This is a genomic window from Microvirga sp. jy35, from assembly GCF_056148915.1.
The window spans coordinates 76,814-88,487 of record NZ_JBWBEW010000020.1 but is presented as its reverse complement, the minus strand read 5'-3'; the positions used below and the strand labels follow the sequence as shown (position 1 = coordinate 88,487).

Here is an 11,674-nt window from a genome sequence, read left to right as displayed (position 1 = left end):
AGCAACAACATGCTCGACCAGGCCATCGTCGAGGCCATTGCGCGCAAGCCCAAGGGGCACGACTTCATCATCGACCGGCGCCACTCCCGCCCGGCGCTCAGCCGCCACATGAGCGTCACGGGCGGATAAGCTGCTTTCTACTGCCGCCAGCAAGTACTGAGACAGCCTGTCATTTGACTGTTCAGTATTTTCAAGTGATATCGAACTGAACCATTTGGGCTGGGCTGCCGTGAGCGTACAGGGGCTGGGACGAAGACTGGCGATTGCTGCCGGGCTGCTGCTCGGGCTGGGCATCGGTCCATGCCTGTCGCAGGCACAGGCGCCTGCGCCGCAGGATGTGATCCGCGTCGCCGTGGAGGGCGCCTACCCGCCCTTCAACTTCATCGATCCCAACAACGAGCTGCAGGGCTTCGAGGTCGATCTGCTCAAGAGCCTCTGCGAGGCCATGAAGGTCCAGTGTGAGCTCGTCCAGCGCGAGTGGGACGGCCTCGTCCGAGGCCTCCTGGACCGGGAGTACGATGCCATCATGTCGTCGGTGGAAATCACGGACCGGCGCAGGAAGCGGATCGCCTTCTCAGAGGCCTACTACCGCATTCCGGCGATCTTCATCGGCTCCAAGGAGACGGCTCCCGGCGAGGTTTCGCCGGCGGCTCTTGCCGGCAGGACGATCGGCACGACGGACCGCAGCGATCACGAAACCTACTTGAGAGAGTTCTACAAGGACTCGCAGATCGAGGTTTACGCCAAGGCCGACGAAGCCAATCTCGACCTCCTCGTCGGGCGCCTCGATGCGGTCTTCGGCGACAAGCGCCTGCTCACCCGGTTTCTCGAATCCCGCGAGGGCAGTTGCTGCCACGTCCTCGGGGACACGCCCAAGGATCCGGCCTACCGGCACCAATCCTACGGCATCGGCCTGCGCAAGGAGGACGAGGCGCTGCGCGAACGGTTCAACCGCGCCATCGCCGAGGTGCAGGGCGACGGCACCTATGACCGCATCCGGGCCAAATATTTTTCCTTCGATATCAAGTAGTGCCGTTTGACCCTGGCCTCCTCTCTTCCTAGAACCGAAACAGGATTCAGGGAGCGAACGATGGCGAAGGTTGCATTCCTCGGACTTGGCGTAATGGGCTATCCCATGGCGCGCCACCTCAAGGACAAGGGCCACGAGGTGACGGTCTACAACCGCACGGGCGCGAAGGCGGACAAGTGGGTGTCGGAGAACGGCGGACGCGCCGCCCAGACCCCGCGCGAGGCGGCCCAGGGCCAGGAGATCGTATTCGCCTGCGTGGGCAACGACGACGACCTGCGGCAGGTGACGCTGGGGTCGGATGGCGCCTTTCAGGGCATGAGCTCAGGGGCAATCTTCGTCGACCACACCACCGCCTCGGCGGAAGTGGCCCGCGAGCTCTCCGCCGCCGCCGCGGAGAAAGGCTTCGCCTTCATCGACGCTCCGGTCTCCGGCGGACAGGCCGGCGCGGAGAACGGGGTTCTCACGGTGATGTGCGGCGGCGACGCGGAGCCTTACGGGAAGGCCGAGCCGGTGATCATGAGCTTTGCCCGCGCCTGCCGGCTGCTGGGCCCCACGGGCTCCGGCCAGCTCACCAAGATGATCAACCAGATCTGCATCGCCGGCCTCGTGCAGGGGCTGGCCGAGGGGATTCACTTCGGCAAGAAGGCCGGCCTCGACATCGAGGCGGTGCTGGACGTGATCTCCAAGGGGGCCGCCGGTTCCTGGCAGATGGAGAACCGGGGCAAGACCATGAACCAGGGCAAGTTCGATTTCGGCTTTGCCGTGGACTGGATGCGCAAGGACCTGTCCATCGTGCTGGGCGAGGCGCGCAAGAACGGCGCCAGCCTGCCCGTCACGGCCATCGTCGACCAGTTCTACGCGGAAGTTCAAAAAATGGGCGGCAACCGCTGGGACACGTCGAGCCTGATTGCCCGGCTCGACAAGTAAGCCGCAGATCTATCGCCGTTCAAAGCAGAACGCCGGAGCCCGAAAGCTCCGGCGTTCTGCCGTCTTGGGTCAGCGCTCCTGCGGACAGGGCCGTCCTGGCAGGCAGCGCTGGGCGCGGCTGTCGCCACCCTGCCGCCGTGGTGCCTCGAAGGCGGGCCGCTCGCGAGGCGGCCTGTCCATGTCCCGTCCAGGACGGGGCTGCTCGAAGGCTCTTGGCGGCTCGCGCACAGCCCTCTCCATCCGCGGGGGAGCCTCCATGCGGGGCATCGGCCTGGGCTGGAATGCGGGCATGTCCGGCCGTTCGACACGACGCGGCGCGGCACGCTCCTCGAAGAAGGGCCGCGCGCGCCTCTCGGGGCGCTCGATCTCCCGAGGGGCGAAGTCACGGAATGGACGATCCAGGCGCGGCTCATCGCGCGGAGCAGGACGTGGCAGGCGGACAGGCCTCTCCTCCCGATCCTGCCTCTCCACGGCTTCGGGCCGCTCGATGCGCCGACGGGGCGGCTCATCGTCGTCACGACGGGGACGGCGATCCTCGATCCGGGGCAGCCCGATCACCGGCGTCCGCTCAGCCCTTTCCGGATCGGGCCTCTCCGGCCTGATACGCGGGTCCCGGCGCTCGGGCTCACGGGCAGCCCTGTCCCGATCCGGGCGCTCGCGCTCGACCTCGATCCGCGGCCGGTCCGGCCGCGGCTGACGCGGCAGGATCTCATCCGCATCGAGCCTCGGGTCACGCGGGCGCGCCGCACCGCGAACGGGAGCCTCGGGCCGGATCTCTTCCCGATCACGATTGCGCCTGTCGGGGCGCTCCTCCGGCTCTGCGATCCCAGGGCGGTTCGGGCGCGGACGCTCCTGCCCGTCCCCGATGAGCGGGATCGGCCGGGAGGGAATACGGCCGGGGCGCACGCGCAAAGGCTCGCCCGGACGAACATCCCTGCCCTCGCGAGGGGCTCTCGGATCGACCGAGACCGGGATCGGCTCGAGGGGCGCCGCGAGGCCGGGCTGCCTCGGCACGCGAGGCTGCTCGGGGCGCAGGTTGCGGCGCGGCCGCGGGAGGGGCTCATCGATCCGATCGAAGATGTATGGCGCCCGCACGGGAATGGCGACCGGGCCCCTCGGGGTCCTGGGTGCGATCGGCTGGTAGAAGTGGCGGGGCGGACGCGCCCGATACGGCAAGGGGATCGCAACCGGGATCGGCAGGATGCCGGCCATGATCGGCGGCGGCGGCGGCTCGCGGATGATGGTGATGAAGTCCTCGTCGTCCTCATCCCATCGCGGCAGGAAATGGACCGGCAGGCGCGGCGGCGGCACGTCGCGGATGATCGTCACCACCTCCACCACCTCGATGCGCTCGACGTCCTGGATCGGCGGCAGGTCCTCGTAGATCACCTCCTCGAAGACCGCCGGCGGAGCATGGGGGGCTGAAAGGCGGGCGAGCCTGCGGCGGCAATCCGCTGCATGCGGGCCTTTCGGATAGGCACGCAGATAGGTCCAATAGGCCTCGCGCGTGTTGCGCGTGACGGTCCGGCGCCAGACGACGGCCTCCCGACGGGCAACGAGGAGCGCCGACACGCGGCGGGCGAGGCGATGATCGGGATGGCGGCGCAGAAAGGCTTGGTAATCCTGGATCGTGTCGCGCTCGACCACGATGGCATAGGCCTCCTCGGCCGGCACCTCTTCGATGCGGCGCACCTCGCGCACCAGCGGCGCCGCAGAGGCGTCCGCCTGCTCGAAGAACACGAAGGAGGCATCGCCGAGATTGGCCGAATGCCAGGGGATCTGCAGGCCGTTCGTGGCCTCGTGCACCCGAAGGCGCGTGCGGGCGAAAACCTCGTCGAGGCCCAGGCCCGGCTGGCGGATCATCTCGACCAGCGCCGTGGCATAGGCGCCGTAGGGACCGGACCCGTCCGTGGCCACGATGTTGGGTGCCGAGGAGAAGGCCATCAGGAAACCGGCGGGCGGCTCGATCAGGGACAGACCCTTGGCGATGGGCTCGCCCATGGAGCCGAGCGGGTATTCCCGCGCCATGTCGGCCGCCACCACCCTCACCCGGGCCGGGCTCCGCTCGAGGGAGCGGACGAGGTCCGAGAGGCGGAAGCCCTCGATGGCGATGTCCGCGTCGCGCTGGATGCGGGCATCGACGGGCAGCAGGTAGTTGTCGCCTTCGAGCTGGACCCCGTGCCCGGCCAGATAGACCATCACCGTCGCGCCGGCTTCGAGGCTCTCCACCTTGTCGAGAAAGTCGCGGACAAGGCTGCGCAGGTCGTTGGCGTTGAGGTCGCGCCCCTGGACAACCTCGAACCCGGCACTGGTCAGGGTCTGGGCGATCAGGCCCGCGTCGTTGGCGGCGGTTGCAAGATTGCGCCCCTCATAGGCGCCCTGTCCGACCACGAGAGCGAGGCGATCCTGGGCAAGGGCGACGGAGGCCTGACCAAAGGCTGCCACCAGTGTGAAGGCAGCAAAAACGACGGCACGTTTCAGGGAAAGCACGGTTCAGGCCCCTCTGCGACCCGCTTCTGCGGGATCATGCCAGAGAATAAGGCCAAGTTAGTTGAATGCACCGTGAACAAACCGGGACGAACGGCAGAGCGTCAGCGCCGGGTCATCGTCAGGTACACCACGAAGGCGCCGATGGCGACGGCAAGGCCCATGAGGGCCATCTGCCGGGCCTCGCCGGTGAGAGCCGCGTCCCGGTACATCTGCGAGAGCCGCTCGGCGCGCTCGGGATCCCGCGACATGAACAGGCCGATCACGATGCTCAAGGTGGCGAGGCCGAGAATCCAGTAGGTGGGGCGCATGGCTCTTCCCTCAGCGTCCCTGGAAGCGCGGTGCGCGCTTCTCGCGGAAGGCCGCGACGCCCTCCATGAAGTCGTCGCTCGATCCCGCCTCGCTCTGCAGCTTCGCCTCGAGCTTGAGCTGCGCTTCCAGATCGTTCGAGAGGCTCTGCGCCACCGCCTGCTTGGTCAGGCGGTAGGAGAGACCGGGACCTGCGGCAAGCTTGGACGCGAAGGCCGCTACATCGACCGCGAAGGAGGCGTCCTCGAACACCTTGTAGACGAGCCCCATGCGCTGCGCCTCCTCGGCGGGAACGGATTCGGCGCTGAGCATGAGGGCGAGCGCGAGCTTGGGGCCGATCAGGCGCGGCAGGATCCAGGTGCCGCCGGCATCGGGGATCAGGCCGATCTTGGCGAAGGCCTCCTGCAGATAGGCGGAGCGGGCCGCCACGACGATGTCGCAGGCGAGCGCGATGTTCATGGAGGCCCCGACGGCCGGGCCGTTAAGCGCCGCGATGATGGGCTTCGGGTAGTTGGAAAGCCTGAGGATGAGCGGATTGTAGTCCCGCTCCAGGGCAGGTCCGAGGTCGAGGCGTCCCTGCGCGTCGCGTGTGAGATCGACCGTCAGGTCCTGTCCCGACGAGAAGGCTCGTCCCTCCCCGGTCAGCACCACCACGCGCACGGTGTCGTCACTCTCGCACTGATCGAGCGCGTCGCGCAGCTCGGCATGCATGGTGGCGTTGAACGCGTTCATCTTGTCGGGTCGGGCGAGGGTGATCGTCGCGACCGGTCCGTCGACGGTGCAGTGCAGGGTCGTCGGGCTCATGCTGTCCAAGCTCCTTATCGTCGAGCCCGAACATAGAGCATCGGACCCAAAAGTGGATTCCACTTTGGGATCCATCCGATGCTCAATCCCGAGAGCAGCGGATCGTCGACGCGGATGACCCGGTCCAGTGTTCTGCGGACGCGGCCGTCCGGATTCGCACGATCCGCTGGCATGGATCGGCCGCGGAAGAATCTGGGAAAATGCCGCTACACCAGGGATCGATGAAGCAGCCCTCCGATGTCGAGGCCGGCTCGGATCGTCAAGTGCTTCAGAGACCGGTGGGCTGCGAGTCCTCGAACCGGGCCGTCAGGTCGCTTTCCCTGGCTGCGCGGCTGTAGATCTCCCCAGTCCGCCTGATCTCGTAACGGGGCTCTTCGCCGCCGGAGGGCAGCAGCTTGGTGATGACGAAGTCTCCGCTCCATGAGGGGCTCATCAGGCGCTTGCCCGTGAACGTCACGTGCTGGCCACGGGCATATAGATAATTGGACAAGGAGACCTCCTTCAAAGAACGGAATCGGGCGGGATGCCGCGGCAGGCGACGAGGCCCTTACTGCCTGAACAGGCGAGGCTGCTCGTTCCGGTGCCGGGCCCGGCGGGGCAGGCTCATCCATGGAACGAGGTTGAGGTTTGCGGGATCGTCCATCTCGGGGAAATCCAGCAGGCCGGACACCTCCGACTCCCGGAACACCCCGATCGGCGATGCAACCCGGCTGAGTTCATCCTCGCTCGCCACGCAATCGAAGCGACGGACAGTCGAGCGGATCCGGTACTGCGGCTCGACCCGTCTCGAATCCAGGCATCCGACGATGGTGAAGGGTTGGCGGCAGACGAGATGAGGAAAGCGCTGCTCCGTATAAAGAACTTGATCTCCGACGGTGTAGTGATGGGCTTTCATGGGATGATTCCTTCGTGAACAACGTCCGTGCAGGCCGCCATGCACGAACCGAAGTTCGCATCCATGCGGTCGGTGATCAGGTCGGTCCGATCAGGAATGCCGATCCTGGCGCCAGATCTCGACGTCCCGCGCCGCAATCCAGACGGGCAGCCCGTAGCGCTCTTCCACCGTGGCAATCAGCTGGTCCTCGGTCTTGATCTGTGCGAGATCCGACAGCGAAAGGCGGCTCCATTTTGCCTGGACCTGGCGCATGGGGCGCCCGTCGAAGATGGGGCCGTCTCGATAAGGAACATATGTCATGAAATTACCTGATCTGATTTAAATAAACGCTACGCAAGACTGATCGTTCCAAATATCGTCTCCAGTATTATTGTTATTGCTCATTCGTCCTGATGTATATTCCGGTAAACTTGTTGATCTTTATTGACTCCCGTCTCTGAGCAGTTCCCGAACTTCCTTCTGCAGCGTCGGCAGCAGGTCGGCCTCGAACCAGGGGTTCTTCCTGAGCCATCCGTTGTTGCGCCAGGAGGGATGCGGCAGGGGCAGGATGCGGGGCTTTTGCGGATGGCTCAGGATGTCGCGCCAGCGCCTCACCGTCTCGGTGAGCCCGTCCCTGAAGTTCTCGCCCAGGTGCCAGGCCTGCGAATACTGGCCGATCAGCAGGACAAGGTCGAGATCGGGTAGGGCCTGAAACAGGGGCTGGCGCCAGGCCTCGGCGCATTCGCGACGCGGCCCGAGATCGCCCCCTTTCGCATCCTGGCCCGGAAAGCAGGAGCCCATCGGCACGATGGCGACCTTGGAGGCATCGTAGAACGTCTCCTCATCCATGCCGAGCCAGTTGCGCAGCCGTGAGCCGGACCGGTCGGCGAACGGGATGCCGCTGGCGTGGGCCCGCGTGCCGGGGGCCTGGCTGGCGATGCACAGGCGCGCGGTGGCGCTGCCCTGGAAGATCGGACGCGGCTCATGGGGCAAGGCCGTGCCGTAGCGCGGCGCATCGCGGCAGATGCGGCAGGCCCGCAGCTGCGCGGCGAGAGCGTCGAAATTCGGACGGGGATTCATCCCCGTCAGATAGGAATTCGGTGAGCCTTTATCGAGACGGGCTTTGAGGCGGATCAAGGCGAGCCGCCCGGGAGGCGCCTAGAAGCAGCCCATGATCGATCTCCTCACCTTCGTGCCGGCCGTGGCCGCTGTTCTTGCGACGCCGGGCCCAACCAACACGCTGCTGGCCAGTTCGGGCGCGCAGGCCGGCTTCCGCCGATCGCTGCCGCTGGTGCCCGCGGAGCTGTGCGGCTACGCCCTTGCGATCGCCGGCTGGGGCCTGTTCCTGGAACCCGCCTCGGCCGCCCTGCCCTGGCTGAAGCCGGCCCTCAGGCTCGCCTGTGCGGCCTATCTGGTGGCGGTCGCCTGGGGTCTATGGTCGAGGGCTGGAGAGGCGCTCAGCGGATCGGGCTTTGGTCCACGCCGCGTCTTCACGGCGACGCTGCTCAACCCGAAGGCGCTTCTGTTTGCCGCCGTCGTCTTTCCCGAGGCGACCTTCCAGACCTCCAGCGCCTTCATCCAGGCCATGAGCGTCTTCGCCGCGGTGATCGTGCCCATCGCGCTGGGGTGGATCGGCTTCGGATCGGCCCTGTCGCAGCCGGGCTTTTTAATCCGCCCGCAGACCATCCAGCGCGGTGCGGCCCTGGTCCTGCTCACCTTCTCGGCCTCGCTCGGAGCCGCAGCCCTCGGCTGAGATCAGCCGCGCGATGCATTCTCCCGGCGCCAGTCCTGCGGGCGCTCGAACTCGCCCTCCCAGAGCCCCACACCGCGTTCCTGGGCACGGGCCTCCTCGGCATCGTAATCGCGCCCGTAGGAGACCGCCCAGCCGCTCTCCACCATGTGCGTGCCGATATCCTTCCCGTCGACCGTGCAGCGGGCGAGAACCCGCTGGTAGCGGTCGCGCCCGGCGGCGCGGCAGCGGACGATCTCGCCGGACACGAGGTCGATCAGCGCCCGCCGGGCCGTCTCGCCGCAGGCATAGGAGCGGCCGGCCCGGGAGCAGCGCTGCTCCATTTCGGGCGCGTCGATTCCTTTCAGGCGAATGCGCGCTTCGCCGATGCGGATGGTGTCGCCATCGGTGACCTGAGCCCGGCCCTTCAGCGAGCGCCCGCTCGGTTTCAGCACGATTGCGGCCCCGCCGGCCAGCGCCAGCGCGGCAATCAGGGAGGTGATGCCGCTCGGTCCGGAGCGGCGGCGACCAAATCTCACGACAGGCGCTCGGAGACTCCTGCCTGCCCGAAGGTGGCCATGTCGCGATGAACCGCAGCCGCCGCCTTCACGAGGCCGGCGGCCAAAGCCGCGCCGGATCCTTCACCGAGCCGCATTCCGAGCGCCAGAAGCGGGATCTTGCCGAGACGGCCGAGCACGTCCTGATGCGCGCCTTCGGCGCTGAGATGGCCGGCGATGCAGTGATCGATGGTCGAGGGATGGATGGCGTGGAGGATGGCCGCGGCGGCGGTCGCCACATAGCCGTCGAGCACCACCGGAATGCGCTGCTGCCGTGCGGCCAGGATCGCGCCTGCCATGGCGGCGATCTCGCGACCGCCGAGACGGCGCAGCACTTCGAGCGGATCCTTCAGGTGGTCGCCATGATGGGCGATGGCCGCCTCGACCGCCGCGACCTTGCGCCGGAGGCCCTCGTCGTCGACTCCCGTGCCGCGCCCGACCCAGTGCTCGGCCGGCCCGCCGTACAGGGCCGTGTAGATCGCCGCCGCGATGGTCGTGTTGCCGATGCCCATCTCGCCGATGGCGAGGAGATCCGTGCCGCCGGCAATCGCCTCCATGCCGAACGCCATGGTGGCGACGCAGGACTTCTCGTCCATGGCATCGGTCTCGGTGATGTCGCCGGTCGGCATGTCGATGGCGAGATCGAACACCTTGAAGCCCAGGCCATAGGCGGCGCAGATCTGGTTGATCGCCGCGCCGCCGGCCGCGAAGTTCTCCAGCATCTGGCGGTTCACGTCGGAGGGGAAAGCCGACACGCCCTTGGCGGTCACCCCGTGGCTTGCCGCAAACACGCAGACGAGCGGACGGTCGACGCTGGGCGTGGGCTTGGCCTGCCAGGCCGCGAGCCATTCGGCGATCCATTCCAGGCGCCCGAGACTTCCGGCAGGCTTGGTGAGCTGCCGGTCGCGCATCCGCACGGCCTCGACGGCGGCCTCGTCCGGACCCGGCATGGTCGTGATCAGGCGGCGGATATCGTCGAAAGGTGAGGACACGGCATCAGACATGGAGGGCTCCGGCCCATGGGGCATTGCAGAACGCGAAGAGGCGTGACCTATAACGGCCCATGCACGCGGGGTGAAGCATGTCGGAGCAATTTGAACGGGGTGAGGCCGCCACCATGAGCGCGTGGCAGGCGGCGGCAACCGACCTAGCCCATTGCGTTCGCTTCTATTCCCGCCTTCCCGTGCCAGCCCTGCCGTGGGAGCAGGACGCCCATGCGCTGCCGAGCTTTCCGCGTCTCGTCCGGATGATTCCCGTCGCAGGCCTCCTGCTCGGTCTCCTGCCGGCGGCGGTGTTCGGCCTCGCCATCCTGCTCGATCTCGGTCCCTGGCTTGCCGCCATCCTGTCGGTCGTCGCCATGGTGCTGACCACCGGTGCGCTCCACGAGGACGGTCTTGCCGACACCGCCGACAGCTGCGGCGCCACGACCATCGAGAGGCGCCTGGACATCATGCGCGACAGCCGGATCGGCTCCTTCGGCGCCTCGGCCCTGTTCCTCGTGCTCGCCTTGCGGATCGCATCCCTCGCTGCCCTGGCCTCGCGCATCGACGAGGGAGCCGTGATCGCCGCGATCCTCGTCACGGCCTCCCTCTCCCGCACGGCGGGCCTGATGCCCCTCGTGTTCCTGCCTCCGGCCCGGCGGGACGGCATGTCACAGGCCGTCGGGCAGCCGGCGCGGGAGACGTTCTGGCTTGCGGCAGGAATCGCCGGTGTGATCACGATCATGCTGGGATCGTTCGGCGGCCTGCCCCTGGCCGGTATCGCCCTGATGTTGGCGCTGTCCGGCCTCTCGGGCCTCGCCCTTACGCGCTTCGCGGCGCACCATCTCGGCGGGCAGACGGGGGACATCGCCGGCGCCGCCCAGCAGGTGGCGGAGATCGCCGCGCTGATCGGCCTCTTGACCGTTCTTCCGGTATAACAACATGAAGAGAACTGCTTCCACTGACGTGGGATCGCATCTCCTCTTTGCATGGCCGCGCTTTTTGGCGGCGAAACGGACCCACTTCGCTAAACAAAGCGCGCTCAGATGACCCGTGTTTCCAGCCCTTGCATCCGCGTCTGCACCCTCGATTCCGACACGGGGCTCTGCGAAGGCTGCGGCCGCACGCGCGAGGAGATCACCCGCTGGTACCGCATCCCGGAAGAGGAGCGCCAGCAGATCATGGCCGAGCTGCCGGAGCGCATGCGCCAGGCCTTTGCCCTCGAATCTCCGTTCGCGTCCGAACCCGGCAAGGCCGATTGATGCCGGGGATCCGCGGGGCTGGCCTGCTTCTTCTGATCGGCGCCCTTCTGGTGGGGCTCTTCGCCGAGGACGCCATCGGCGAGTTCACGGCCCTCGAAGCCGCAGGTCTGCTGGGCCTCGCCGGCCTCTCCCTTCTCATGGCGGCCTCCATCGTCGAAGGCTTTGCGCGGCACTGGACCTACGGGGTGCAGTCCGTTGCGGTGAGCGGCGGCGTTCTCATCGCCCTCCTCGTCACCTATGCCTCCCGCGACGAACTGCAGACGGTGCTGGACCGCGCCATCGGCGACATCGCGGTCGGCCGAACCGTCAGCACGCCCGAGGGCGAGGTGGTGGCGGCACGGCGGATGGACGGCAGCTTCCTGGTGCAGGGCGAGGTGAACGGCAATGAGACCCGCTTCATCTTCGACACGGGAGCCAGCACCGTGGTCCTGCGGGCGGAGAACGCGGCGGCGCTGGGCTTCAGGCCTGAGACGCTGAATTATTCCATTCCCGTCTCGACCGCCAACGGCGCGGCGCTTGCCGCCCCCGTGGTCATCGAGAGCCTGACCGTCGGCTCGATCACCGAGCGCAATGTCCGTGCGCTCATTGCCCGCACGGGGGTGCTCCACGCCAATCTGCTCGGCATGAGCTTTCTCGAGCGGCTCGGCTCCTACGAGGTGCGGGGCAACCGGCTGATCATGCGGGCCAAGGAAAACGCGAACTAGAAGGGATTCAT

Annotated in this window: 15 protein-coding genes and 1 pseudogene; 7 read left to right on the top strand and 9 right to left on the bottom strand. The window is 67.2% G+C overall.

Annotation, left to right across the window (positions count from 1 at the left end):
- The 3 genes and pseudogenes from AC0QTX_RS16115 to AC0QTX_RS16105 form a co-directional block, all read left to right on the top strand.
- Positions 1-129, top strand: a pseudogene (locus AC0QTX_RS16115) (GTP 3',8-cyclase MoaA); the annotation flags it as partial.
- Positions 130-229: 100 nt separating this feature from the next.
- A complete protein-coding gene (locus AC0QTX_RS16110; protein WP_474604826.1) occupies positions 230-1,030 on the top strand; it encodes a transporter substrate-binding domain-containing protein in 801 nt (266 codons plus the stop codon).
- 60 nt (positions 1,031-1,090) lie between these two features.
- The gene (locus tag AC0QTX_RS16105; RefSeq protein ID WP_474604825.1) at positions 1,091-1,957 is read left to right on the top strand and encodes an NAD(P)-dependent oxidoreductase; all 867 of its coding nucleotides are present in this window, start codon (positions 1,091-1,093) and stop codon (positions 1,955-1,957) included.
- Between the two features lie 69 nt (positions 1,958-2,026).
- Here AC0QTX_RS16105 and AC0QTX_RS16100 read toward each other — a convergent pair whose 3' ends face one another.
- From AC0QTX_RS16100 to AC0QTX_RS16070, 7 genes are all read right to left on the bottom strand, one after another.
- Positions 2,027-4,447, bottom strand: a complete 2,421-nt coding sequence (locus AC0QTX_RS16100) for a caspase family protein (RefSeq protein ID WP_474604824.1) — start codon at positions 4,445-4,447, stop codon at positions 2,027-2,029.
- A gap of 101 nt (positions 4,448-4,548) precedes the next feature.
- Complete coding sequence (locus tag AC0QTX_RS16095) at positions 4,549-4,755, bottom strand: hypothetical protein (RefSeq protein WP_474604823.1); 207 nt, start codon at positions 4,753-4,755, stop codon at positions 4,549-4,551.
- Positions 4,756-4,765: 10 nt separating this feature from the next.
- Positions 4,766-5,557 (bottom strand): enoyl-CoA hydratase-related protein, encoded by a 792-nt coding sequence (locus tag AC0QTX_RS16090; RefSeq protein ID WP_474604822.1) that lies wholly within the window; start codon positions 5,555-5,557, stop codon positions 4,766-4,768.
- Between the two features lie 268 nt (positions 5,558-5,825).
- The gene (locus AC0QTX_RS16085) at positions 5,826-6,047 is read right to left on the bottom strand and encodes a hypothetical protein (RefSeq protein WP_474604821.1); all 222 of its coding nucleotides are present in this window, start codon (positions 6,045-6,047) and stop codon (positions 5,826-5,828) included.
- A 57-nt stretch (positions 6,048-6,104) separates the two neighbouring features.
- The gene (locus AC0QTX_RS16080) at positions 6,105-6,452 is read right to left on the bottom strand and encodes a hypothetical protein (RefSeq protein ID WP_474604820.1); all 348 of its coding nucleotides are present in this window, start codon (positions 6,450-6,452) and stop codon (positions 6,105-6,107) included.
- A 90-nt stretch (positions 6,453-6,542) separates the two neighbouring features.
- A complete protein-coding gene (locus AC0QTX_RS16075) occupies positions 6,543-6,752 on the bottom strand; it encodes a CsbD family protein (RefSeq protein WP_474604819.1) in 210 nt (69 codons plus the stop codon).
- A gap of 120 nt (positions 6,753-6,872) precedes the next feature.
- Positions 6,873-7,511: a uracil-DNA glycosylase family protein gene (locus AC0QTX_RS16070; protein WP_474604831.1), complete on the bottom strand. Its 639-nt coding sequence runs from the start codon at positions 7,509-7,511 to the stop codon at positions 6,873-6,875.
- A gap of 91 nt (positions 7,512-7,602) precedes the next feature.
- Here AC0QTX_RS16070 and AC0QTX_RS16065 point away from each other — a divergent pair, with 91 nt between their 5' ends.
- Entirely contained in the window at positions 7,603-8,184 is a 582-nt protein-coding gene (locus tag AC0QTX_RS16065; RefSeq protein WP_474604818.1) for a LysE family translocator, read from the top strand.
- A gap of 2 nt (positions 8,185-8,186) precedes the next feature.
- On the opposite strand, the gene AC0QTX_RS16060 is transcribed toward AC0QTX_RS16065, so the two are convergent.
- Both AC0QTX_RS16060 and cobT read right to left on the bottom strand, forming a co-directional pair.
- Positions 8,187-8,699, bottom strand: a complete 513-nt coding sequence (locus tag AC0QTX_RS16060; RefSeq protein WP_474604817.1) for a thermonuclease family protein — start codon at positions 8,697-8,699, stop codon at positions 8,187-8,189.
- Positions 8,696-9,721: a nicotinate-nucleotide--dimethylbenzimidazole phosphoribosyltransferase gene (gene cobT / locus AC0QTX_RS16055; RefSeq protein ID WP_474604816.1), complete on the bottom strand. Its 1,026-nt coding sequence runs from the start codon at positions 9,719-9,721 to the stop codon at positions 8,696-8,698. The genes AC0QTX_RS16060 and cobT overlap by 4 nt, the downstream gene beginning before the upstream one ends.
- A 77-nt stretch (positions 9,722-9,798) precedes the next feature.
- Here cobT and cobS point away from each other — a divergent pair, with 77 nt between their 5' ends.
- The 3 genes from cobS (at position 9,799) to AC0QTX_RS16040 (ending at position 11,663) form a co-directional block, all read left to right on the top strand.
- On the top strand, positions 9,799-10,635 hold the full coding sequence (gene cobS, locus AC0QTX_RS16050; protein ID WP_474604815.1) for an adenosylcobinamide-GDP ribazoletransferase: 837 nt from the start codon (positions 9,799-9,801) through the stop codon (positions 10,633-10,635).
- Between the two features lie 108 nt (positions 10,636-10,743).
- Positions 10,744-10,959 carry a DUF1289 domain-containing protein gene (locus AC0QTX_RS16045; RefSeq protein WP_474604814.1) on the top strand — a complete coding sequence of 72 codons (216 nt, stop codon included), beginning with the start codon at positions 10,744-10,746 and terminating at the stop codon, positions 10,957-10,959.
- The gene (locus AC0QTX_RS16040) at positions 10,959-11,663 is read left to right on the top strand and encodes a retropepsin-like aspartic protease family protein (RefSeq protein ID WP_474604813.1); all 705 of its coding nucleotides are present in this window, start codon (positions 10,959-10,961) and stop codon (positions 11,661-11,663) included. Before AC0QTX_RS16045 ends, AC0QTX_RS16040 begins: the two co-directional genes overlap by 1 nt.
- Positions 11,664-11,674: the final 11 nt, after the last annotated feature.